General features: G+C 29.8%; 19 protein-coding genes and 2 tRNA genes. 9 read left to right on the top strand and 12 right to left on the bottom strand.

All coding sequences use genetic code 11. From position 1 onward, the window contains the following. The first annotated feature begins 1 nt into the window (after position 1). Positions 2-76 (top strand) — tRNA-Pro (locus tag ACW9UN_RS00005). Positions 77-105: 29 nt separating this feature from the next. Then, positions 106-179: transfer RNA gene (locus ACW9UN_RS00010), tRNA-Arg, on the top strand. Between the two features lie 259 nt (positions 180-438). Here the strand turns inward: ACW9UN_RS00010 and ACW9UN_RS00015 are convergent. The 10 genes from ACW9UN_RS00015 to ACW9UN_RS00060 form a co-directional block, all read right to left on the bottom strand. Beyond that, positions 439-1,095 (bottom strand): response regulator, encoded by a 657-nt coding sequence (locus ACW9UN_RS00015; RefSeq protein ID WP_459482940.1) that lies wholly within the window; start codon positions 1,093-1,095, stop codon positions 439-441. Beyond that, on the bottom strand, positions 1,095-2,894 hold the full coding sequence (locus tag ACW9UN_RS00020) for a tetratricopeptide repeat-containing sensor histidine kinase (protein WP_459482941.1): 1,800 nt from the start codon (positions 2,892-2,894) through the stop codon (positions 1,095-1,097). Before ACW9UN_RS00020 ends, ACW9UN_RS00015 begins: the two co-directional genes overlap by 1 nt. 84 nt (positions 2,895-2,978) lie before the next feature. Continuing rightward, complete coding sequence (locus ACW9UN_RS00025; RefSeq protein ID WP_459482942.1) at positions 2,979-4,022, bottom strand: hypothetical protein; 1,044 nt, start codon at positions 4,020-4,022, stop codon at positions 2,979-2,981. Between the two features lie 236 nt (positions 4,023-4,258). Next, complete coding sequence (locus ACW9UN_RS00030) at positions 4,259-6,931, bottom strand: carboxypeptidase-like regulatory domain-containing protein (protein ID WP_459482943.1); 2,673 nt, start codon at positions 6,929-6,931, stop codon at positions 4,259-4,261. A 63-nt stretch (positions 6,932-6,994) separates the two neighbouring features. Further along, positions 6,995-7,765: a GLPGLI family protein gene (locus tag ACW9UN_RS00035; protein WP_459482944.1), complete on the bottom strand. Its 771-nt coding sequence runs from the start codon at positions 7,763-7,765 to the stop codon at positions 6,995-6,997. 60 nt (positions 7,766-7,825) lie between these two features. Further along, on the bottom strand, positions 7,826-8,608 hold the full coding sequence (locus tag ACW9UN_RS00040; protein ID WP_459482945.1) for a GLPGLI family protein: 783 nt from the start codon (positions 8,606-8,608) through the stop codon (positions 7,826-7,828). Next, positions 8,596-9,372, bottom strand: coding sequence for a GLPGLI family protein (locus tag ACW9UN_RS00045; RefSeq protein WP_459482946.1), 777 nt, complete (start codon positions 9,370-9,372; stop codon positions 8,596-8,598). Before ACW9UN_RS00045 ends, ACW9UN_RS00040 begins: the two co-directional genes overlap by 13 nt. Positions 9,373-9,435: 63 nt before the next feature. Then, entirely contained in the window at positions 9,436-9,681 is a 246-nt protein-coding gene (locus ACW9UN_RS00050; RefSeq protein ID WP_459482947.1) for a hypothetical protein, read from the bottom strand. A gap of 592 nt (positions 9,682-10,273) precedes the next feature. Further along, complete coding sequence (locus tag ACW9UN_RS00055; RefSeq protein WP_459482948.1) at positions 10,274-12,172, bottom strand: amidophosphoribosyltransferase; 1,899 nt, start codon at positions 12,170-12,172, stop codon at positions 10,274-10,276. 64 nt (positions 12,173-12,236) lie between these two features. After that, positions 12,237-13,163, bottom strand: coding sequence for a PfkB family carbohydrate kinase (locus ACW9UN_RS00060; protein WP_459482949.1), 927 nt, complete (start codon positions 13,161-13,163; stop codon positions 12,237-12,239). 156 nt (positions 13,164-13,319) lie between these two features. Here ACW9UN_RS00060 and ACW9UN_RS00065 point away from each other — a divergent pair, with 156 nt between their 5' ends. From ACW9UN_RS00065 to ACW9UN_RS00090, 6 genes are all read left to right on the top strand, one after another. Next, positions 13,320-13,739 (top strand): SufE family protein, encoded by a 420-nt coding sequence (locus tag ACW9UN_RS00065; RefSeq protein WP_459482950.1) that lies wholly within the window; start codon positions 13,320-13,322, stop codon positions 13,737-13,739. A gap of 7 nt (positions 13,740-13,746) precedes the next feature. Then, on the top strand, positions 13,747-14,067 hold the full coding sequence (locus ACW9UN_RS00070) for an SUF system Fe-S cluster assembly protein (RefSeq protein ID WP_459482951.1): 321 nt from the start codon (positions 13,747-13,749) through the stop codon (positions 14,065-14,067). Between the two features lie 90 nt (positions 14,068-14,157). Further along, positions 14,158-14,667 carry a DUF2480 family protein gene (locus tag ACW9UN_RS00075; RefSeq protein WP_459483148.1) on the top strand — a complete coding sequence of 170 codons (510 nt, stop codon included), beginning with the start codon at positions 14,158-14,160 and terminating at the stop codon, positions 14,665-14,667. 48 nt (positions 14,668-14,715) lie between these two features. Further along, on the top strand, positions 14,716-15,579 hold the full coding sequence (locus ACW9UN_RS00080) for a DUF3078 domain-containing protein (RefSeq protein ID WP_459482952.1): 864 nt from the start codon (positions 14,716-14,718) through the stop codon (positions 15,577-15,579). Between the two features lie 60 nt (positions 15,580-15,639). Then, on the top strand, positions 15,640-16,557 hold the full coding sequence (locus ACW9UN_RS00085; RefSeq protein ID WP_459482953.1) for a DUF3078 domain-containing protein: 918 nt from the start codon (positions 15,640-15,642) through the stop codon (positions 16,555-16,557). 278 nt (positions 16,558-16,835) lie between these two features. Then, positions 16,836-17,951: a CNNM domain-containing protein gene (locus ACW9UN_RS00090; RefSeq protein ID WP_459482954.1), complete on the top strand. Its 1,116-nt coding sequence runs from the start codon at positions 16,836-16,838 to the stop codon at positions 17,949-17,951. Between the two features lie 91 nt (positions 17,952-18,042). Here ACW9UN_RS00090 and pdeM read toward each other — a convergent pair whose 3' ends face one another. Continuing rightward, positions 18,043-18,705 carry a ligase-associated DNA damage response endonuclease PdeM gene (gene pdeM, locus ACW9UN_RS00095; protein ID WP_459482955.1) on the bottom strand — a complete coding sequence of 221 codons (663 nt, stop codon included), beginning with the start codon at positions 18,703-18,705 and terminating at the stop codon, positions 18,043-18,045. Then, positions 18,702-21,149 carry a ligase-associated DNA damage response DEXH box helicase gene (locus tag ACW9UN_RS00100; RefSeq protein ID WP_459482956.1) on the bottom strand — a complete coding sequence of 816 codons (2,448 nt, stop codon included), beginning with the start codon at positions 21,147-21,149 and terminating at the stop codon, positions 18,702-18,704. The genes pdeM and ACW9UN_RS00100 overlap by 4 nt, the downstream gene beginning before the upstream one ends. 500 nt (positions 21,150-21,649) lie before the next feature. Between ACW9UN_RS00100 and lysS the strand changes: the two genes are divergently transcribed. Beyond that, positions 21,650-23,347 (top strand): lysine--tRNA ligase, encoded by a 1,698-nt coding sequence (gene lysS, locus ACW9UN_RS00105; RefSeq protein ID WP_459482957.1) that lies wholly within the window; start codon positions 21,650-21,652, stop codon positions 23,345-23,347. Positions 23,348-23,426: the final 79 nt, after the last annotated feature.

Raw genomic sequence — 23,426 nt, forward strand, 5'->3', positions numbered from 1 at the left:
TCGGGGTGTAGCGTAGCCCGGTTATCGCGCCTCGTTTGGGACGAGGAGGTCGCAGGTTCGAATCCTGCCACCCCGACAATGTTTTCGTAGAAACATAAAAACTACGGGCTCTTAGCTCAGCTGGATAGAGCACCTCCCTTCTAAGGAGGCGGTCGAAGGTTCGAATCCTTCAGGGCTCACTTAAAGCTTCACAGAAATGTGAGGCTTTTTTGTTTTCTATAGGTTTTATAGGGGTTTACTGTAGGATCATTCTCAATTGTTGGGATCATTCTCAATTGTTGTGTTTAAGCAAAAATGGATCATGGATCATTCTCAATTGTTGTTTTTAAGCAAAAATTGTAGTTAATCTAAAAAGGAAGAATTCTATATTTCTAAAACAGATGAAGTCTAAAGATTTTTACCTCATTTAGGTTTACGTTAAATCGAATTTAATTTATATTAAGAAGTTAATCCGTTTTGGAAAGCAAAACGAATTAAAGAAGCCACATTATGAACCTCTAATTTTTTCATAATATTGGTTCTATGCGTATCTACAGTTCTTGGGCTAATAAATAGTTTTTTGCCAATTTGATTGTTTGTAAAACCATTAGAAATTGCTATAATTATTTCTATTTCTCTTGGTGTTAAAGAATTTAATAAAGGTGATTTTTCTTTAGTTTCTACCGTTAATTTTGAAACACTTTTGTTGATGAGAAGTTCTTTTGTAACATCTGAATTAAAATAATGTTTACCCTTGTAAATTGTTTTAATGCCTTGTATTAAATCTTCTTTAGGAATTGTTTTGAGCATATAACCCTTTACCCCAATTTCTACTAACTCTTTAATAATAGATGCTTCTTTATGCATAGAAAGCATTGCTATTTTTGTATTAGTATATTTGGCTATAATTTGTTTTGCGGTTTCAATACCATTTAAAATAGGCATATCAATATCTAACAAAACAACATCTGCAGGTATGTTTTTAAGAAAATTTAAGGCTTCTTGACCATTTTCTAACACAGCCAATACATTTATATCATCATCTAAACTTAAAGCATCTTTAATACCTAAAGCCATTAGGGGATGATCATCAACAATAAGCGTATGAATGGGCATTATTTTTTAATTTTGATGGTGACTAAAGTACCCTTTTCTGGACTTTTATCAAAATTAGCTTCTCCATTTACAATTTCTAAACGGCTTTTAATGTTACTAAAACCCATTCCTTTTTTAGATTTCTTATGGTCTATACCAACGCCATTATCTTCTACAATAAAGATAATATGATCTGCAGAATTAATTAGCTGTACACTTACTGATGTTGCTTTGCTATGTTTAATGATATTATTTACCAACTCTTGGGTAATTCGATATAAGGTAATTTCGATTTTTTCTTGTAATCTTTCTTTTAAATTAAAATGTTCAAAAGAATAATTAATATTAACATAGGCTAAACTTCCATTAAGCAAATCATCAATTGCGGCTACTAAACCTAATTCACTTAAAGCTCTTGGCATCATTTGATGCGATATATTTCTCAAATCATTACTAGAATTATTTAGTCTTTTTAAGATTTCTTGTACTTCTTTATCGTCTTCAATTTCTTTTTTCTTAAAAACGTTTCTAGATTTTAAAATAATACTACCAATCTGCTGCACAACACCATCATGCAACTCTCTAGCAATTTTACTTCGTTCTTGTTCTTGAGCATCAATAATGGCTTTAAAACTTTTCTCTTTTTCTTTGGTAATTTGTAGTTGCGCCTTGCGTTTATTTCTTTGGGATATCGCTAAAAATGAAAAAACAGCCATTAAAAGACTTCCTACAACCACAAATAACCAACTTTTAGTTTTAGTTAACGCTAATTCTGCTTCTACTTTTTCTGTTCTGGTTTGTAAAAGCTCTTTTTCTTTTTCGTTACTTTTAAATTGAATTTCCAATTCTCTTATTCTGTTTTCAATTTTAACAGAGCTTGTACTATCATTTATTTGTTTGTTAATTTTTAAATATTGGTAAGCTTTTCCTAAATTTCCAGTAAGCTCATAACTCTTATACAATTGTTCTGTAAGGTCTTTAATCATATAATTAAAAGAATAGCGTTTAGCCATACTTAAAGCCTTTTCGTAATAATAAATTGCTTTTTTATAAAATTTGTTGTCGTAATAAAAGTTGCCTAAATTTTCATAGGAATCTACAATGCCATAAGTGTCGTTTATTTTTTGCCTAATCTGCAGTGATTTTTGCAATAGTTTTTTAGCTTTATCTCTTTTATTTAGATTGTTGTAGATAATTCCCATCTCAACCATTGCATAGGGCATACCTATACTATCATTATGTTGTATGCTTAATTGATAGGATTTTTTATGATAGTACAAGGCACTATCAATTTGAAGTTTACGTTGTTTTAAAATACCGTAATTATTGTAAGCACCAATTCTTAAAAAAGAGGTTTCTTTGGGTTGTTCTTCTAAGATATCAATTCCTTTTTTCATGTAAGAAATCCCCTTGTCTAAATCTCTTCTATTTATTCTCCAGCCCAGTTTAACATAACAATCTCCATATTTTTTTATATTATTTATGGCATAGTATAGGTTTGCGGCCTTTATGGTGTGTGCTATAGCAGCATCAAACTGATTGGTAAAGTGATAAGCCAATGCCAAATCTTCATAAGTTTTTGCAATTTTTAGACTATCTTTTAGAGATATTGCTATGGCATTTGTTTTTTTTGAAAGTATAAGAAACTGCTTACTATCACTTGTTTTTTCAGCAAAAGAAAGCGATAATACAGTGTCTAAAAACTGTTTTTTACTTACTTTTTTTTCTAATTTTTGTAATTTTAATAACTTATTTTCTTGTGATATGCCTAATTGACTGTAACAACAGAAGAATATAAAAAGAATCAATTTCTGAAACATTTTACAATATAAAACAAATTCCTCTTTTTTAAAAACAAGAAAAGCACCTGAATTCTCAGATGCTTTTTTTGATAAAAATTAGTACTACTTTTTCCTTGACTTGTCTAAATTGGAGAATTTTTTTAAACCTACTAATAAATCTTGGGAGATTCTTGCTGTAACCTTGTCTAAATCGTTGAGGTACCACTGTGTTATTTCGCCTGTTTTTCTTTTCATGTCTGCTATTTTAAAAGCTTCTGGGTTTACCAAAACAGAGGTAAATACCAAACCATCTCTATATTGATTCATCATTTTAGCCCCAATTCTTCCTTTATATTCAATAGATTCATCATCATTTATAGGGCCAGCAATAACAGTATTTAATCCTCTAAAAAACAAAGATCTACCCCCTTTTTCAATACTTACTTTTATGCCAACAATCAATACAGCATCTAAACCTAACTTTTCCGCTATTTTTCCTACTTGTGCTGGAGATTTTATATCTGAAGCAAAAACATCTGCTCCAATAGGGAAAAAGGTGTAATTTGTTGCAGCTGTGCTTCCTTGCCCTTCTCGTATTCCTTGTAATCTTCTAAAAATTTTACTGTTTGCAAATTTTGTTATTCCACTGAGTTCTATATTTGGAATTGCAGTATTATAGATTTCTTTTTTTTGAGGATTATCAATAAAATCAAGAGGTTGTTGTAGTACTATTGCTTTTTTTTGAAATTGTTTTTCTAAAACTGGAAACATAATTTCTAAAAATTTATCAGCAATGATATTACTACCATTTCCTGTAAGAAAATGTTTTTCATAATATCTCCAATTTCCAGATTTTCTACTTTTTGTAATAGACTCATCCCATATTTGAAAAGATAATAATCCTATTTTTTTTGGATTTGGGAGCTTATTTTTATCGAGTACATTAATGCCAATTAATCCTTCTAACTGCGGAATAAAATTACTGCTATTGCTGTAGTTTTTTACAGTTTTTTTCCATTTACGGTCATTGAAGTCATTAAGTTGTGAAAAATTTTTTTGTGCCTGCCCTTCGATTACAAGTGCAAAGACAAAACAAATAAACAAACCATAATTGCTTTTTAAATTTAAGATGTTTAATTTGTTTTTTAATAGATGTAAGGTTTTCATTTTTTTATTTTTTAGGACTGAATGAATTAACATTTCAAAAGTACCATTGAAAAAACATTATGTAAATAGAGTGTTTATCGTAAAACAACTAGGGTGATTCCCGTATTTTTAAGATAAAATAGGTTAATCAGTACAGGTGATTTGATTTTAGTACACCTTTTGATGTTATTAAAGTCAGTCTTATAACATTTAAAAAGCAAAAAGTTACGGGTATAGGTAAAAAGTGATGTACAGCGTTAAAAACGATATTCTATCTTTAACAAAACGTATCTTGGTAATAATCTAAATGCTGTAGTAGAAGAGCCGAAATCACTGATTGAAAAGTTTCTGAATGTTTTGGTGTTGAATAGGTTTTTACCAGATACACTTAGGGTTAATTTATCTTTCAATAATTTATAATTAGAATTTACGTCTAAAAAATAATAGGTGTTTTCATTTTGCAGATTACCAAAAAAGTAACGTTCAGATTGTACATCAATATTAAATTTATTGTTGAAAAGAAATGACAAATCTAAAAAGCTGGTATTATCTGTAAATGAATTTTTGAGAGTAGTTTGAATGGTGTTTGTATTCCATTTTGTGCCAAAGTGATAATTAAAAATTCCTGAAAAACCAGAACGAACTTCAAACCCATAAGTATAACTTTTGGAACTAATTGCTCTTAAATCGGAATTATTGATGATATTTTTAAAGTTGCTTTTAGAGTACCCCAAATCTATTTTTAAGTTAGAGGATATAAAATTGAAGTAATAGTCTAAGTTGGTGTTAATACTTAAAAACTCGCTGTCTTTAATTAGTATTTTTTCAGATTGCGTGTAATTTTGAGTAATTATGGAGTTGGTAGAAAAGAAGTCGTGATTTTTGTTATATATAAAAAATGTATTTGCAAAAAAACGCTCGCTCCAATTCCCAAGTTGATAATTAAATACAAAATTAGACGATTTGAGTTGATTAAAACTGCCTATTCCTTTTGTAAAAGAACGAAAACCTGTTAATACAAAATTATCATATACCTCTAAAATACCAGCATTTCTAAAATTATAAGCGTAAGAAGACATAATTTTATTGCGATCATTTATTTTCCAATCAAAACCAATATTCGGATTCATAAAAAACGGAGTCTCCTCTTTTATTTGAAGATCTGATTCTAATCGATTGTACAATTGATGAAAATCTAACTGACCAACAACTGCAAAATCATTGATTTTATATCGATATTTTGTTTTAAAATAACCGTTATTGGTTAAATAATTGATGTTATTTTGATAATCAATAGGGTTTTTTAGTACGCTTTCATCTTCTAATAACGTAAAAACAGAAGTCAAATTGTCTTTTCTAAATTCGTTTCCCAATTGTATTTCTAATAAATTTCCGTTTTCTTTTCTATCTAATAAATGCGCATTTATGCCAGCAAAAAGCATCTTGTTGGTGCTTTGTTGGTTTACATTATTGGTGTTTGTGTTCGGAAACAAATCCGCATAAAAAAATTGATTAATGGCATAGTTTTGAGGTGTTTCTTCCTGTATAAAACGCCCTGTAAGCAGAAATACTTTGGTATCTTTAAACTTATTGGTGTAATTGATTTTTTGATCAAATAATTGATTATTAGACTTTAAATTCTCTAAAGTAGAATTGCCGTTAAAAATTAAATTAGCATTGGCAGTATAATTGCCACTATTATATTTCGTTACACTTTCTAACATTTTTGTTTTAGAAATGTTATAGGTAACATCTAGTTTGCCAAAACCTATCATTTTTTTATTACCAAGTGTAAAATCTTCGGTATTGGTAAAATTGGTATTATTAGCGTTAAAAACTTCTATACTATTTCTAAAAAAATCGGTTTCATCCCAATTAAAAAAGCCTAGTGTTTTTATTTTTAATTTTTCAGTAGGATTAAAAATAGCGTTTACAGACAATAATTCTGCATTGTTAAAATTACTTCTACTTCTTTTAAAATTTAAGTTGCCAGCAGAAAGACTTAATAAATTATTTACCTGCATATTATCACCAATAGAACCTGGTTCATTTGCTCTAAAAGGTCTTATTAAATTTTGAATATCACCTGTAGCGTCAACACCAATAGTATTAAGGTTGGTTAAAAAATAGTATTTATTTTTTTTGCCAAAATTCATCAAATTTCCTTTTAATTCATAAAAATTATCGTTTCCAAAACCAAGTGTAGTGTTACCAAACCAGATGCGTTTGGCATCTTCATTCATTTTTAAATTTAAGGCTACTTTATTACTTTCTTCAACGCCTTTTAAGAGTCTATTGTTAGAATATTTTTTTAATATTTCAACTTGTTCAATTGGGTAAGCAGGCATATTCTTAGAGAGTATTTTGTAGCCTTTTTCAAACAAATCATCACCATCTATCATTAGTTTTTCTATTTCTTGATTACCTACTTTTATAGTGCCTTGGCTGTCTATTTGTAACCCTGGTATTTTTTTTAGTAAATCTTCTACGGTTTGTTCTGTGCCATTTACAAAAAACTTAGTTTTAAAAGTGATGGTATCTTTTTTTATTTTGATGTCTTTTTCTGATTCAATAATAATTTCATCCAATTCAAAAGGTTGTTCTTCTAATATGGCATCTATTTTTATTGCTGTTTGGTTGGTAATTGTAAAAGGAATCGTTTTGGTTTTGTAACCCAAAGAAGAAAATGTAAGGTTAAGTTTTCCTTTTTTATTTGTTACAATTAAATATTCACCTTTTTCTGATGAATAGGTGTACTCTAAAATATTTGATTTTAAGCTGTCTTTTAAAACTACGCTTGCAGAAACAAAAGTGTTTGTAGCGTTTTTAATTTTACCAGTGATATTTGTTTGTGATAAACAAATATTTTGGAAAAAAAATATAATTATTAAAGTTGAAAAAGATTTTTCTTTTACATTTCTTATCCTCATTTAAAAAAGAATATTTTTTAGGTTATTGTGTTTGGTTAGAATTAATAGATTTTTGCTTAAGAATTAATTTTCTAAATCAAAGGTTTCTAATTTTAAATCTTTAGGACAATCATCACAGTCTTCTGCAATAACATAAGGCTTAGCACCTTTTGGTAATTTAGAGTTTAATCTAGAAAAATATTTTTTGTCTTTTAGTTTGGTTTTTTGAACCATTTCTTTTATGCTAATAGCCTTTTTTAGCATTTCTTTATTTACAGGATTAGCACATTTTTTTGCGCTACTTAATACTACTTTTAAAGCTTTGATATAAATTAAATTATTCGAATCTGAAAGTTCTAAAATAAGACCTGGTAAATCTTTAGCTTTCCAAGGTCCAAATGGTACAGGTATATCAATAGCAAACCAAGCTGTAAATAAACTTCCTCTGAAAGTAGTTGTAGCTTTTTGACAATTAAATTTACCTATCTTCTTTGTAGCTGTTAGTAGATTCCATTTCCATATATTTTTATCTTCTTTTACAATATCAGTTTCATTATCAATATAATCAAAATTAAAATAAAAACTTTCTCCATCGTTATAAAGAAAATATGGGTCTAAATTTTTAGGTACTATGGTAATGCTTCTTGTAAAACCTTCTCCACCTTCCTCTATGTTTTCTTTATTTTTTAGTTTTTTACTATTTACTTGTTGGTTGTAAGAGAAATCTTTAGTGAAAACCATTTGAGAATATGTGGTAATATAACCTTGTGTCTTATAATCAACAATTCCGCAGACATTTTGACTGGCAATACTGTTTACATAAAAAATGTATAAAATAAGTATGGTTTTTTTCATTGTTTTAAGATTAAAGAGCATTGTTGATGAAGTGGTCATATGAATTTAAAAACTATTTTATTACTGTTTTTCTTCCCATTCAAATAGTAATTCTATTCCATTTCGTTTAATTTTTCTTTTATTCATGCTTGTACCTCTTGGTAGTCTAGATGCATTGAATAGATTTAATCCTTGATTATATCTCATATCAACATAATCTTTTATAGAAACCTTTTTTGAACTTTGAAGCATTTTTGTTAAGTCTATACTTTTCTTAGATTTTCTGATAGAACTAATTACCCACCTATATCTTTGAGTGTCATCATAAATTTCTAATATTAAACCAGGTAGTTTATTAAATTTCCAAGGGCCAAATTTTAAAGGATAATCTTCGCTAAACCAAGCAATATAATTTCTACCTCTAAACTTTAAGGTAGCTTTTTTTGCTAATAATTTGTCTATTATTTTTGTTTCTGAGGTTACTATCCAATCTAAAGTTTCTGCTTTCTCATTAATAATAAACTCGTTTCTTAAAATCTTTTCTTTAGAATATATACTGTCAACTTCTGACTTAAAATAATTGAATCTTTCGCTTTCACTAAATTTAATTTGTAAAGTATTTTCTGATGTTGTGTTTATAGTTCTATCTTTTCTTTTGCCATATATAAAAAGTGAACTTGTTAACGGCTCATTAATATATAAAACACCTTTTTTTATGTTTGGCATTTCAGTGTTGTAATAAATATCGTAATTAATTTGAAGTGATGTTACAAACTTGTCTTGCGCAAAATTAAAATTTTGCAAAAACACAAAAAATACTAAAAACGAAATTTGTTTCAATTTCTTTGAGCTTATTCTTCCCATTCGTAAACTAATTCTATGCCTTGTCTTCTTATTTTCATATCTCTAAATTTTGTTCCTTTTGGCATTTTTGATTTGATTAGGCTAGAATAGTTTTGTGAACCTTTACTTTTCATAGCAACATAATCTTCTAGCTTTACTTTTTTCAACTTTTTTTCATTAGGAATATCAAGTTTTACATTATCATTATATGGCAGTTTAATAACCTTGGTTTTCCAAGCAAATAAACTTTCAGTATCTTTTACTTCTAAGATTAAACCTGGTAATCCAGAGAATTTCCAAGGGCCACTATTTAAAGGGATTTCTGGGCTAAACCAAGCCATATAATTTCTCCCTCTAAAATAGGTAGTTGCTTTTTTACACGTAAACTTACCAATTAATTTTGTTTCATCTGTTATTGTCCACTTAAACGAATGTATTTTCTCTGTAACTATGAATCTATAATCTTCAGAACCAGAAGTTTGTTCTATTAGATTTTTAGTTCTGTCTGTTAAGAGATAAAAATTATTCTTGCTAGATCTATAGATAACTCTTTTAACACTATTTTCTTTTTCGTCAAAAACAGCTTTTTCATTTTTGTTATATTTAGTGTCTTTCGGATTAATAACATATAAAGACTTATTATTATTTATTAATAATTTCGCTTTTACATATATTGGCTTACCTACAGATAAGTTTATAATTTCATATTCAACATAAACTTTATTTTCTTGAGAAAATGCAATATTTACAGCTAAGAAAACAAAGATGGTTACTATAATTCTCATATTTTTATTTTATTAAAATCTTAGGGCATTTTCATAGAAATACCCTAAAATAAATTTTATTAATTAAAGTGAGTTTGCAAATTCCTCAGCCTGTTTATTACAACTTTCTTGTGAGCTCGCAAATCCAACCCAATGATACCAAGTAAACGAAGTAGTTTCAAAGGTTTCTGGATTTGTAGTTAGGTAAGTAACTTCAACCCAGCAATTAAAATAATCGTATTCGTTATCATTATTTTTGTTTTCATATTCATTTCCAAAAGAAAACAAAAAACTAAAACTTAGTACAAGGGTTAATATTATTTTTTTCATGATATTTATTTTTAAATTTATTAAATTATTATACAGAACACAATATCTAGTGTCCAAGATTACATCCAAGAATATCTTCTTGTTCAGGTTCAAATAAAATTTAAAAAAGAATGTGCGCAATTTTTATAAACATTCTTTTTCTTGCTAGCAATGTAAACTAAAAGTGATCATTTTTTTACTTACCATTCAAAACTACATAGAAAATAAGTTTCTCACAATCCCCATTTATGGTGAAATTTTTCTCTCCCCATTTATGGGGAGGCACCACCCCATAAATGGGGAGAGGTAATTTTTAAAAACCAGTAAAACAGTTAGTTATATTTTTTGTGCTATATTGGTTTTGTGCTTTAATTGAATGTTTATTAAATTGTGAAACAGCATACGATTGCTGTTTTAATCAACTTTAAGTTTTAAAGTCAAAAAAAAAGAGGCTGTCTGAAAAGTATTAAAATTTATCATCATTTCGACTGCAATGAAGAAATCTTATATATTGGTAATTAAATACAAAGATTTTTCGATTTCGCTCAAAATGACATCCAAATTTACTTTTCAGACAGCCTCTTTTTTCTATTATTTTTATGAAAGTTAACTTCTAATAAGCCCTTTTATTATTTCCTTCATAAAAGTTGATAAAAGCATTATTTACCACTCTCATACCACCAGGAGTTGGGTAATCTCCAGTAAAATACCAATCGCCTAAATTATCTGGGCATGCTTTGTGTAAGCCTTCTATAGTTTGATAAATAACTTCAACTTCTGCGTTGATGTCGTCAGTTTTAAGCATTTGAGCAATTTTTGCAGAAATTTCTTCCGCAGAAAATGGTTTGTACACCTCTTTTACATAATTGTTAATTTCTGCATCTTCTTTGGTTTGTTGTGCTTTACATTTTTTATAAATCTCATCAATAATATGGTATTGATTGGTTTCTTTGAGTAATTCTAAAGCCGCTTTAAATGCGATAAAAGCATCAATTCTTGCCATGTCAATTCCATAACAATCTGGATAACGAATTTGAGGTGCAGAAGAAACCACTACTATTTTTTTAGGATTTAATCGATCTAAAATCTTAATAATACTTTTCTTTAAAGTAGTTCCGCGTACAATACTATCATCAATAATCACCAAGTTATCTGTAGGTTTTACAACTCCATATGTAATATCGTAAACATGTTCTACCAAATCATCGCGCGAATTATCATCGGCAATAAACGTTCTTAATTTGGCATCTTTTATAGCTATTTTTTCAAAACGAGGTCTTTCAGATAAAATTTCGGTAACTTTTTCTTTTGATAATTTATAACCTCCTTCTAAAATTTTGGCTGTTTTTTGTTGATTTAATAAATCTTCTGCAGCTTCTGTCATTCCATAAAAAGAGGTTTCTGCTGTGTTTGGGATAAAAGAAAATACAGAGTTGGAAATATCAGAATCTATTGATTTTAAAATTTGAGGAAACACGTATTTTCCTAAGTTTTTACGTTCTTCATAAATGCTGGCATCACTTCCTCTCGAAAAATAAATACGTTCAAAAGAACAAGCTTTATTTATTCTAGGTTCTTTTATTTTTTTGATAGATGTTTTACCACTTTTTTTAATGATTAATGCATGGCCTCTTTCTAATTCTTGCACTTTATCAATCTTAATATTAAAAACAGTTTGAATTACGGGTCTTTCTGATGCTACAACTACCACTTCTTCATCTTCATAGAAATACGTAGGTCTTATTCCATTTGGGTCGCGTAAAACAAATGCATCTCCATGGCCCACCAAACCAGCCATAGCATAACCACCATCCCAATTTCTAGAAGAGCGTTTTAATACTTTTTTAAGGCTTAAATGTTTTTCTATGTAAGGTGATGCATCTCTTTTGTTAAACCCTTTTTTCTTAGCTTGTTGATAGAGTTTAGCAACTTCATCTTCTAAAAAGTGCCCAATTTTTTCCATAACAGTTACAGTGTCTGTAAACTCTTTTGGATGTTGCCCTAACTCTATTAATTCTTGTAAAATTTGATTGGAGTTGGTCATATTAAAATTACCAGCTACAATTAAGTTTTTGTGTTTCCAGTTGCTTTGGCGTAAAAATGGATGCACACTTTCAATAGAATTTTTTCCAAAAGTTCCATAACGAACGTGACCTAAAAATAAATTACCTATATAAGGCATATTTTCTACTTGCCACTTTACGTCTTCTTTTTTAGTAGGGTTTTGTTTAAAAACACCATTAATTCTGTCGTTAATTTGTGCAAATACATCTTGTATAGGTTGCGATTTGTTAGATCTAACTCTACTTACGTATCTGGTGCCTGGCTCAACATCAAATTTTATACTTGCAAAACCAGCACCATCTTGCCCACGATTGTGTTGCTTTTCCATTAACAAATACATTTTATTGATTCCGTAAAAGGCAGAACCGTATTTGTTTTTATAAAACTCTAAAGGTTTTTTTAGTCTTACTAATGCAATTCCGCATTCGTGTTTTATTGCGTCACTCATTTAATTGTATGTTATCGTTGTGTTTATCAAATAAAAAACCGCGTGTTTAGACGCGGTTTTTTATTTATGATAATTTTATATCAAATTGTGTTAATTCTTTAAAAGCGTGTAAACGCCTTTCTACTTCAGGTTTTTTTAAATCTTGCATTCGTTCTGTGCCAAATTTTTCTACACAAAAAGAAGCTAAGTTAGAGCCGTAAATGATAGCGTTTTTCATATTCTCAAAAGAAATATTTTCTGTTTTTGCCAAATAACCACAAAAACCACCTGCAAAAGTATCTCCAGCCCCTGTTGGATCAAAAACCTCTGCTAAAGGTAAAGCTGGGGCAAAAAACATTTTACCTTCATTAAACAACAAAGCGCCATGTTCTCCTTTTTTTATAACCACATATTTTGGTCCCATCTTGTGAATTTTCTTAGCAGCATTTACCAAAGAATATTCTCCAGAAAGTTGGCGGGCTTCTTCATCATTAATAGTAATAACATCTACTCTTTTTAAAACGGTATGCAAATCATCAAGAGCAATATCCATCCAAAAATTCATGGTATCTAAAACAATCAATTTTGGTTTTTCTTGCATTTGGTCTAGTACAGATGCTTGCACTAAAGGGTGTAAATTTCCCAACATTACAATATCAGCATCTTTAAAAGATTCAGGTACAACTGGTTGAAAATTTTCTAAAACATTTAATTCTGTGATTAATGTATCACGAGAATTCATATCATTATGATATTTTCCACTCCAGAAAAAAGTTTTGCCTTCTTTTATAATTTCAATTCCATCAGTATTAATTCCTTTAGAATTCATCATTTTTAAATATGAATCTGGAAAATCTCCTCCAACAACAGAAACAACCCCAGTTTCTATACCAAACTGACTTGCTGCTAAGCCTACAAAGGTTCCTGAACCACCTAAAATTTTATCGGTTTTACCAAAAGGGGTTTCAATGGCATCAAATGCTACAGTACCAACTGCTAATAATTTACTCATAAAATCTGTTATAGCCTTCCTCTTAAAGAAAGAATTAAAATTGTGTTATAATTTAAGTTGATAACACATTGTTAATATTTATTTTCTTATCAAAATATATGGCTTTTAATGCCTAATTTTGTATATTGAATGAAGCCACAAAAATAAGTTTTAAAAATGACTATCAAAGAAATACAAGAAGAAATTATTGACGAGTTTTCTATGTTTGATGATTGGATGGAACGTTACGAATACATCATTGAGTTAGGAAAGTCTTTGCCAATAATTGATGATGCGTACAAATTAGATGAAAATTTAATAAAAGGTTGCCAATCTAAAGTTTGGTTGTATTCTGAGTTAGAAAACGACACGATAAAGTATACAGCAGATAGTGATGCTATTTTAACTAAAGGTATTGTAGCTTTATTATTACGTGTTTTTTCTGGACAAAAACCAAGCGATATTTTAAGTGCAGAAACTAATTTTATAGACGAAATTGGTTTAAAAGAACACTTATCGCCAACCAGAGCAAATGGTTTAGTGTCTATGGTAAAACAAATAAAAATGTACGCTATTGCGCAACAAACAAAATTATAGGATTAAGATGACAGATAAAGAATTAGAAGAAATAGGAGATAAAATTATAAGAGTTTTAAAAACAATTTATGATCCAGAAATTCCTGTAGATATATACGAGTTGGGTTTAATTTACGATGTTTTTGTTTCTGATGAAAATAATGCAAAAATTTTAATGACCTTAACATCGCCAAACTGCCCTGTTGCAGAAACATTACCTGTAGAGGTAGAAGATAAGGTAAAAACCTTAAAAGATATTAACGAGTGTGAAGTAGAAATTACTTTCGATCCTACTTGGACTCAAGAAATGATGAGTGAAGAAGCAAAACTAGAATTGGGAATGTTATAAAGCCCCTGTTTCTCCAAAGAGGGAACACAATGGAATTAAAAAATGAAAAAACTAGATAAACCACAATCTGCTGGCGCTCCTCTAGAGGAGTTGCAGGAGGTCATAATAAATAGAGTTGCCAACAGTAAATTAAAAACTTTTGATTTAGAGGAAATTTATCCTGATGGAGAAAGAGTAGTATTTGATATTAAAGACTGGTTGTTTCAAGAAATGATTCTTAAAGAAAAAGACTTTAGGGCTTCTGTAAAAAATCACGATTGGTCTCAATACAAAAATACATTTGTAGCAGTAACTTGTTCTGTTGATGCAGTTATTCCTTCTTGGGCATTTATGTTAGCAACATCAGAAATTATGCCTTATGCAAAAAAAGTAGTGGTTGGAGATTTAAATTTGTTAGAAACGGTTATTTACCAAGAGTTAATTTCTTTTTTAGATTTTAAAGCATTTGTTGATGCACCAGTAATTATAAAAGGTTGTGCAGATAAACCAATTCCAGATTCTGCATTCGCTTTTTTAATAGAAAAGTTACAGCCAGTAGCCAAATCTATTTTATTTGGTGAAGCCTGCTCTACAGTACCACTGTATAAATCTAGAAAATAATTTTGTTTTTTAATATATAAACTTATTTTTGTATTTTAAAAGTTATTTGTGAAAAAGTTATTACTGTTTTTCTTACTACTGTTTTCTTTTACCACTTTTTCTCAAAAGAAAAAAAAAGAAAATACTCCACAACCAAAATGGAAAATTAAAGGAAGGTTTGCATTTATCTTCAACCAATCTTCATTTTCCAATTGGGCTTCTGGGGGTGAAAATACTGTTGCAGGAAACTTTAATGTAAATTACGACTTTAATTACAAAAAAAAGCCCATTAACTGGGATACCAGATTAATTACAGGTTACGGTTTAAGTCATTTAAGTGAAAAAGGATTAAGAAAAACCGACGATCGTTTCGAATTAAATTCTGTTTTAGGTATCAAAACAACAACATATTGGTTTTTTTCTTTTATTGGTAACTTTAAAACCCAATATACAGAAGGATTTAACTACAAAAAAGAACCCAAAGAAACAGTATCAGATTTTTTGTCACCAGCCTATTTAACCTTTGGGCCTGGTATGTTATGGAAAAAGTCAGATAATTTAAATGTAAATATTGCTCCAGCTACTGCAAGATATACGTTTGTAAATGATGAGTTTTCAGGTCAATTTGGTGTTGATGAAGGAAGAAATACAGCCTTTAGTTTAGGATTTAACCTTTCAGGATATTACAAATTTAACCTGATGCAGAACATTCAAATGGAAAATATTCTAACACTTTATTCAGATTACTTGGCTAATGTTGGTAACGTAGATACTGATTACCAGACAAATATTCGTTTTAAGGTGAATAAATCTATCAAAATGTTGATGACTTTTCAAACTATTATAGATGATAATGCATCAAGTAGAATTCAATTCAGACAACTTTTCGGCTTGGGAGTTAATTATAATTTCCACGATAAAGTGACTTACTAACATTTTTATTGTCTAAAGGATAAAAGTGTATTTTTACACGTTGAATTAAAATAGACAAAAATGAAAAAATTATCAATTTTACTAGTATTAGTAGGGATTAGCTTTTCTATAAATGCGCAAACCGCTGAAGAGCTAAAAAAAGAAATAGCACCTAAAAAAGCACAGATTTCAAAATTACAAGGAGAAGTTAAAGCTTTGCAATCTAAAATTGACGCACTACCAGGATGGAGAAAAGGAGCATTTGGTACCATTGGGGCTAGTTTGTCTGGTTTTAACAATTGGTATGCTAGAAATGCGCCGAATGCAAATGCAGGCAATATCGGAATCACCATAAACGGTTTCGCAAATCTTATTGAAAAAGATTTTTTCTGGAGAAACTCTGGAACCATTAATTTAGGGTGGGTTAAATTAGATGATAAATCTATTGATGGTGATGAAGACTTTGATACGGCTACAGATGTTTTTACCATTTCTTCTTTATATGGTAAGCGATTTAATAAAAAATGGGCGCTTTCTGCATTGGGTGAATACAGAACAACAATCATAGATAATTTTAATAACCCTGGGTATTTAGATTTAGGTGCAGGTGTAACTTGGACACCCACAAGCCACCTAGTAGTGGTAATGCATCCAGGAAACTACAATTTTGTATTTAGTAGCGGAGAAACTGTTTTCGAATCTTCTTTAGGTGCTAAAGTAGTAGCAGATTATACCAACAAATACAAAGGTTTAAGTGTAAAATCTAATTTATCGATATTTCAAAGCTATGATAGTGGAGATTTATCTAACTGGACATGGACCAACTCATTTGGATACACCCTTTGGAAAGGTATTGGTTTAGGGCTTGAAGTGGGTTTAAGAAACAATAAGCAAGAAGCTTTAAATAATGCAAGAGTAGATAATCCAGCAGAAACTTTTGCAACTGTAGATAACAAACTACAAAGTTATTGGTTATTTGGTTTAAGCTACGCTTTTTAAATTAATTAAAAAATAATAAGGCTGTCTGAAAAGTATTACAACTTGTTATTTTGGCTGTAATGTAAAAATTTGATTTTATTGATAAGTAAATTACGTTTTTTTACTTCACTCAGAATAACTTATAAATCTACTTTTTAGACTGTCTTTTATTCATTTAAACTTTAAAATTACCAGTAAATAAAGTAAAATTTAAGAATTAAATTATTACCACTTTTTTTAGTAAGATCTTAGAATTTATACAGTATAATTAATTATTTTTACAACTTAAATTTCTGTGGATGACATTATTAATTATTTACGCAACTATTTCTATTTTCTTTTCATTTTTATGCTCCATTCTAGAAGCAGTTTTATTAAGTATTACTCCAACTTTTATCAACTTAAAAAAAAGTGAAGGAGAAAAATATGCAGACGAATTAGAGGTTTTAAAAAAGGATGTAGACAAACCTTTAATTGCAATTTTAACAATAAATACCATAGCACACACAGTAGGTGCTATTTTAGTGGGGGTGCAAGCAAAAGTAGCTTATGCAGAAATGTATGGCACAACTACAAGAAATGTTTTAGGATTTCAATTTACTGAGGAAGTAATGGTAGGCGTTGTTTCTACAATTATGACTATTTTAATTTTGGTAGCTTCCGAAATTATACCAAAAACAATTGGGGCAACTTACTGGAAAAACTTAGCAAACTTTACCTCAAAAGCCTTAAAAGTGATGATTTTTCCACTTAAATATACAGGTATTTTGTGGATTTTACAGTTAACCACAAAATTAATTGGAGGAAAAGGACATGGTAGTATTTTAAGTAGAGAAGGTTTTTTGGTGATGACAGAAATGGCTGAAAAAGATGGTGTTTTTCAGAAAAATGAAAGTAAAGTGATTAGAAATATGTTGGGTTTTAAAGAAATAAAAGTCAATGATGTAATGACGCCAAGAACGGTTTTAGCAACTGCAGATGAAAGAGAAACTATTCAGTCGTTTTATGATAGTCATAAAAAGTTACGTTTTTCTAGAATTCCTGTTTTTAAAGAAAATCCAGATGAAATTACTGGCTACTTTTTAAAAGATAGCTTGCTAGAAGCTATTATTAATGGAAAAGGAGAGGAGTCTTTATCAACGATTCGTAGAGATATTTTAATAACCAATAGAGATTTATCCATACCAGATTTATTTGATAAACTAATTAAAGAAAGAGAGCATATTGCTTTAGTGGTAGACGAATATGGTTCTGTAAGTGGTTTGGTATCTCAAGAAGATGTTATCGAAACTTTATTAGGTTTAGAAATTATGGACGAAACCGATAATGTTGCAGACTTACAAGCCTTAGCCAGAAAATCTTGGGAAACACGTGCCAAAAGAATGGGTATTATTGAGGATTCTAAAGAAGAGTAAAAAAAATTTAATTTATATAATTCAGACCTCACAGGCTTTAAAACCAGTGAGGTCTTTTTGATGAAAAAATTCGTGAATTCGTGGTTAAAAATCAAACTTCAAAAATAGCATCACTAGTAAACCCATAGTTCTTACAATTTTTGGGAGCTTGTTTGGTATTTAAACCAGTAAATAAGCTAAATGCTGGTAAAATCAACTGATTAGCTGTTACCTGATAACAAGGCAGTTTAATGCGTTGTTTTCCTATCCCTTTTAGTAAAACACCAGGATGCGTATGCCCAGAAATCGTGAAACAATTTTTCCTTAATGCTACAATATCGTGTACAAAAAGTAAACGCTCAATTTTTAAAGAAGGTTGATAAACATCAATATTAAAATCATCATAAATAGATTGTTTTAATCGGTCATGATTTCCTTTGATGAGTACTAGTTTTAAATCTTTAAAATTAGATAGCCAACGTTTAAATTCATCCAAATCTTTGTTGTATTCAGCATGAAACAAATCGCCAACAATAATGATTTTTTGGGTATTAAAATGATGAATTAATTGCGCTAATCTATCCAAATCTTTAGCTAAGATTGATGAAGGAATTGGAATACCACTTTTTTGAAAATGGGCAGATTTACCAATATGCAAATCACTTAAAATTAAGCTATTTTGTTTTTCCCAATATAAGACTCTCTGGTTTGTTATTTCTAAAGTTTCATTTGAACAAACTATTTTTTTTGTAACTATTTTCAATTTCTTTATCATTTTAAAGCTTGTTTTTGAATACGTTGAATGCGTTTGCTCAATTCTTCATTGCTCATTGTGCCTCGTAAACTGTCTACTTTTAATGGAAAACTTAAAGGTGTAAAATCTTTGGCTCTTTTTAAAATAATGTTACTTTCGGAAATACGTTGAAACGCTTTTTGCAAACGTACTTTTTCCAACTCATAATCAAAAACTTCGTTATACGCTTGTTTTAATAATAAATTACTAGGTTCGTGATCGTTTAAGACTCTAAAAATCAATCCAGATGAAGATTGTAAACTTTTATTTGTTTTTTTATTTCCTGGTTGACTTTGTATTACCAAACCAGCAATTACAGCAATATCTCTAAATTTTCTTGAAGCCATTTCACTTGCATTGATACTAGCAGTAATATCTTGTATTAAGTTTTCTTTCGATAAAATTTGGGCAATATTGTATTCATTCAATGGAATCTCTTGATCACTTAACAACTCAAAACCATAATCATTTTGTGCAATAGTAAACGTTAAAGGTGTTATTTTACTAATTCTGTAAGCGATTAAACTTGCCATAATTTCGTGCACCAATCTCCCCTCAAAAGGATACATAAATAAATGAAAGCCATCTCTAGTTTGTATCAATTCTGCTAAAAACTCATTGTGTTTTGGTATGTGAGATTTTTCTTCTTGTCGTTTTAATAATGGATGTAAAAAGTTCAATTCTTTTTCTTTCTTTTTAGCAGTAATGGCATCACTTAATTTCAAGCGTAAAAAATGGGTTAAGTAAGAGGTTAAAGGCAAACGACCTCCCAACCAACTTGGTGTGATGGCTTTTTTAGACTTGCTTCTTTTTACCAAAACAGTCATATCTTTTATTTGTTGCATTTCTACAACTTTACCACCAATTACAAAAGCTTCTCCTTTTTTGAGTTTAGAGATAAAAAACTCTTCTACCATTCCTATATATCCACCAGAAAAATATTTTACATAGAGCATTACTTCTCCCACAATTACGCCAATATTCATTCTGTGCATCATTGCAATTCTTCTACTTTTTACACGATAATATTCATCATCATCTAAAATTACTTTATGGAATTCTTCATAAGCCTTTAGTGTGTTTCCTCCTTGTGTGATAAAATGGAGGCACCAATCAAATTCTTTTTTGGTAATGTACTGAAAAGCGTGTATTTCTTGAATCAATTCAAAAGTTTCATCAGCCTTAAAACCTTCGCCAACGGCTAATGTGACTAAAAATTGCACCAAAATATCGTAGGTCAATACATAAGGATATCGAGCTTCAATTTCGTTTTGTTTTACAGCTTCTTTCACAGCAGCAACTTCAATTAATTGTAATGAGTGCGTAGGCACTGCATACATTTTTGAAGTTTCGAAAGGCGAGTGCCCACTTCTTCCTGCTCGTTGTAAAAAGCGTGCAATTCCTTTAGCAGAACCGATTTGAATTACACAATCTACAGGTTTAAAATCGACTCCTAAATCTAAAGAAGAGGTACAAACTACCGCTTTTAAAATGCCTTCAGAAATGGCATCTTCTATAAAATTACGTTGCTTTTTATCTATAGAACCATGATGAATGGCAATTTGACCAATTAAATCTGGTGCTTCTTCAATAATAATTTGATACCACAATTCACTTTGATTTCTTGTGTTGGTAAAGATTAAAGTAGTGTTATTTTCATAAATAATAGGGATAATTTTAGAACTCATTTTCTTCCCTAAATGCCCTGCCCAAGACAACTCTTCTACTTCATCTGGCAATACAGGAATAATCTCAATTTTCTTTTTTTCTTTGGCTTTAATCATGGTGGTTTTAACTCCCTCATAAGGAATTAAAACTTCTTTGGCTTCTTTAAGGTTTCCTATGGTTGCTGTAATTCCCCAAATTCTTAATTTTGGTGATAAACTCCGAATTCTTGCAATTGCCAATTCAACCAAAACACCTCTTTTAGAGCCTAATAATTCGTGCCATTCATCTACAGCAATACAATTGACAGTTGCAAACCAACGTGAGTTCTTTTTTTGAGAAAACAATAAATGCAGAGTTTCTGGAGTGGTTAATAACACATCAGGCATTAAACGTTCTTGTTTTCTGCGGATGTTGGTAGGTGTATCTCCATTTCTAACAGCCACTTCCCAATCTAAACCAACTTCTTCAACAACAGCATTCATTGCTTTTGCCAAATCTTTTGCCAATGAACGTAAAGGGCTAATCCAAATGAGTTTTAACCCTTTTTTATGTTTTTCAGGGTGATTTAAATAGTTAATAACCACTGCCAAAAACACTGAGAATGTTTTTCCAAAACCTGTTGGTGCCACAACCATTCCACTATAATTATTGTGGTAACGTTCCCAAGTTTGTGCTTGAAAACTAAAAGGAGAGTGTCCTTTTTCTTCCATCCAATTTTGGATGATTTCATAGCCTTGGGATTGTTTGAAGTTGCTCACTTATAATTGTTAATTGATGTTTTTTATCCTTTTTTATAAAATCAATAAAGTAATTTTGTTACAATCAGAAATCTCTATAAAAAAAGATAACTTTATTAAAGTACAAATTTACGGTCTAACAACATCAATATAAAATTCTTTTTGATTGATATTTTATAAATCTGTAAACTAATTTAAATATTTATTTTGCCTTGTGCTTACTACAACTTTATAATAGCGTTAAATTATATTGATAAGAATTTGAATGTAAAAAGGGATAAAACAAAAAAAGCAACCCAATTTTGGGAAGCTTTCCATTGGTTAACAAAACCAGACACTTTTATACGAAAGTGACAAAACAACACAACTGTTATCACTCTAACAAAAAGTGATATGCAAAGATACATTCTTTTTGGTTATCTTAAAATAATTATCTCTTTTTTTACATTTTTCTGAATTGTGTATTTGCGCATTCATTGTATCTTTGCAAACTTTATAAAACATCAGAAATTTAACAGCAAATGCAATTATCAGAACAAGAAGTTGTACGTAGAGAAAAGTTAGCAAAATTAAGAGAGATGGGGATCAACCCTTATCCTGCAGATCTATTTCCTTTAAACTCAAATTCAAAAGAAATTAAAGAAAATTTTGCTGAAGAAAAACAGGTAACCATTGCTGGTCGTTTAATGTCTAGAAGAATACAAGGTAAAGCTTCTTTTGCAGAGTTACAAGATGGCGAAGGTAGAATTCAAGTGTATTTTAATCGTGATGAAATTTGTACTGGTGAAGATAAAACTTTATACAATGATGTGTATAAAAAATTACTAGATATTGGTGATTTTATAGGGATAGAAGGTAGTTTGTTTACCACTAAAGTTGGTGAAAAAACGGTAATGGTTAAAGATTTTAAATTGCTTTCTAAAGCTTTAAAACCATTGCCATTACCAAAAGTTGATGCTGAAGGAAATACCTATGACGCGTTTAACGACCCAGAAATGCGTTACAGACAACGTTATGCAGATTTAGTGGTAAATCCGCATGTAAAAGAAGTCTTTATTAAAAGAACCAAATTATTTAATGCCATGCGTTCTTTTTTTAATAATGCTGGTTATTTTGAAGTTGAAACACCGGTTTTACAACCAATTCCTGGTGGTGCAGCAGCAAGACCATTTATTACACATCACAATTCTTTAGACATTCCTTTGTATATGAGAATTGCCAACGAATTGTATTTAAAACGTTTGATTGTTGGTGGATTTGATGGTGTATATGAGTTTTCTAAAAACTTTAGAAATGAAGGTATGGATAGAACGCATAATCCTGAATTTACAGCCATGGAAATCTATGTTTCTTACAAAGATTACAACTGGATGATGGATTTCTGTGAGCAATTACTAGAACATTGTGCCATTGCTGTAAACGGAACTTCTGAAGCTACTTTTGGCGAACATCATATCAATTTTAAAGCGCCTTATAAAAGAATTACCATGCGCGATTCTATCCTAGAATTTACAGGTTTTGATATTTATAATAAAACTGAAGCTGAAATTCGTGAAGCTGCAAAAGGAATGAACATTGAGGTTGATGAAACCATGGGGAAAGGAAAATTAATTGATGAAATTTTCGGAGAAAAATGTGAAGGAAACTACATTCAGCCAACATTTATTACAGATTATCCTAAAGAAATGTCTCCACTTTGTAAAGAACACAGAACTAACCCAGAATTAACAGAGCGTTTTGAGTTGATGGTTTGTGGTAAAGAAATTGCAAATGCATATTCTGAATTGAACGACCCAATTGATCAACGTGAGCGTTTTGAACATCAATTAAAATTAGCGGCAAAAGGAGATGATGAAGCAACCGAATTTATAGATCAAGATTTTTTACGTGCTTTAGAATATGGTATGCCTCCTACTTCTGGAATGGGAATTGGAATGGACAGATTAATTATGTTCTTAACCAATAATCAATCCATACAAGAAGTGTTATTCTTTCCGCAAATGAGGCCAGAGAAAAAAGCACCTGCTGTAGAATTGAATGATGAAGAAAAAGCGGTTTTAGAAATTATCACTAAAGCAGAAAAAATCGAGTTGGTTACTTTAAAAACACAATCTGGTTTATCTAACAAAAAATGGGACAAAACCATTAAAGGTTTAACAAAAAAAGAAGTTGCTAAGGTTTCTAAAACAGACGAAGGTTTGTTTGTAGAAATTGTATAACAAAATTATTGTTCTGAACTTATTTTAGAATTTTATAAAATATTTTAAAGGAATTGTAGCAATGCAATTCCTTTTTTTA

This window comes from Polaribacter litoreus, assembly GCF_054584775.1.

Bases quoted from the DNA above. Each gene is read 5' to 3' on its own strand.
- ACW9UN_RS00015 (WP_459482940.1), bottom strand. From the start codon at position 1,095: ATGCCCATTCATACGCTTATTGTTGATGATCATCCCCTAATGGCTTTA.
- ACW9UN_RS00025 (WP_459482942.1), bottom strand. From the start codon at position 4,022: ATGAAAACCTTACATCTATTAAAAAACAAATTAAACATCTTAAATTTA.
- ACW9UN_RS00045 (WP_459482946.1), bottom strand. From the start codon at position 9,372: ATGAGAATTATAGTAACCATCTTTGTTTTCTTAGCTGTAAATATTGCA.
- ACW9UN_RS00085 (WP_459482953.1), top strand. From the start codon at position 15,640: ATGAAAAAATTATCAATTTTACTAGTATTAGTAGGGATTAGCTTTTCT.
- ACW9UN_RS00060 (WP_459482949.1), bottom strand. From the start codon at position 13,163: ATGAGTAAATTATTAGCAGTTGGTACTGTAGCATTTGATGCCATTGAA.
- ACW9UN_RS00065 (WP_459482950.1), top strand. From the start codon at position 13,320: ATGACTATCAAAGAAATACAAGAAGAAATTATTGACGAGTTTTCTATG.
- pdeM (WP_459482955.1), bottom strand. From the start codon at position 18,705: ATGATAAAGAAATTGAAAATAGTTACAAAAAAAATAGTTTGTTCAAAT.
- ACW9UN_RS00040 (WP_459482945.1), bottom strand. From the start codon at position 8,608: ATGGGAAGAATAAGCTCAAAGAAATTGAAACAAATTTCGTTTTTAGTA.
- lysS (WP_459482957.1), top strand. From the start codon at position 21,650: ATGCAATTATCAGAACAAGAAGTTGTACGTAGAGAAAAGTTAGCAAAA.
- ACW9UN_RS00070 (WP_459482951.1), top strand. From the start codon at position 13,747: ATGACAGATAAAGAATTAGAAGAAATAGGAGATAAAATTATAAGAGTT.
- ACW9UN_RS00020 (WP_459482941.1), bottom strand. From the start codon at position 2,894: ATGTTTCAGAAATTGATTCTTTTTATATTCTTCTGTTGTTACAGTCAA.
- ACW9UN_RS00090 (WP_459482954.1), top strand. From the start codon at position 16,836: ATGACATTATTAATTATTTACGCAACTATTTCTATTTTCTTTTCATTT.
- ACW9UN_RS00035 (WP_459482944.1), bottom strand. From the start codon at position 7,765: ATGAAAAAAACCATACTTATTTTATACATTTTTTATGTAAACAGTATT.
- ACW9UN_RS00055 (WP_459482948.1), bottom strand. From the start codon at position 12,172: ATGAGTGACGCAATAAAACACGAATGCGGAATTGCATTAGTAAGACTA.
- ACW9UN_RS00050 (WP_459482947.1), bottom strand. From the start codon at position 9,681: ATGAAAAAAATAATATTAACCCTTGTACTAAGTTTTAGTTTTTTGTTT.
- ACW9UN_RS00030 (WP_459482943.1), bottom strand. From the start codon at position 6,931: ATGAGGATAAGAAATGTAAAAGAAAAATCTTTTTCAACTTTAATAATT.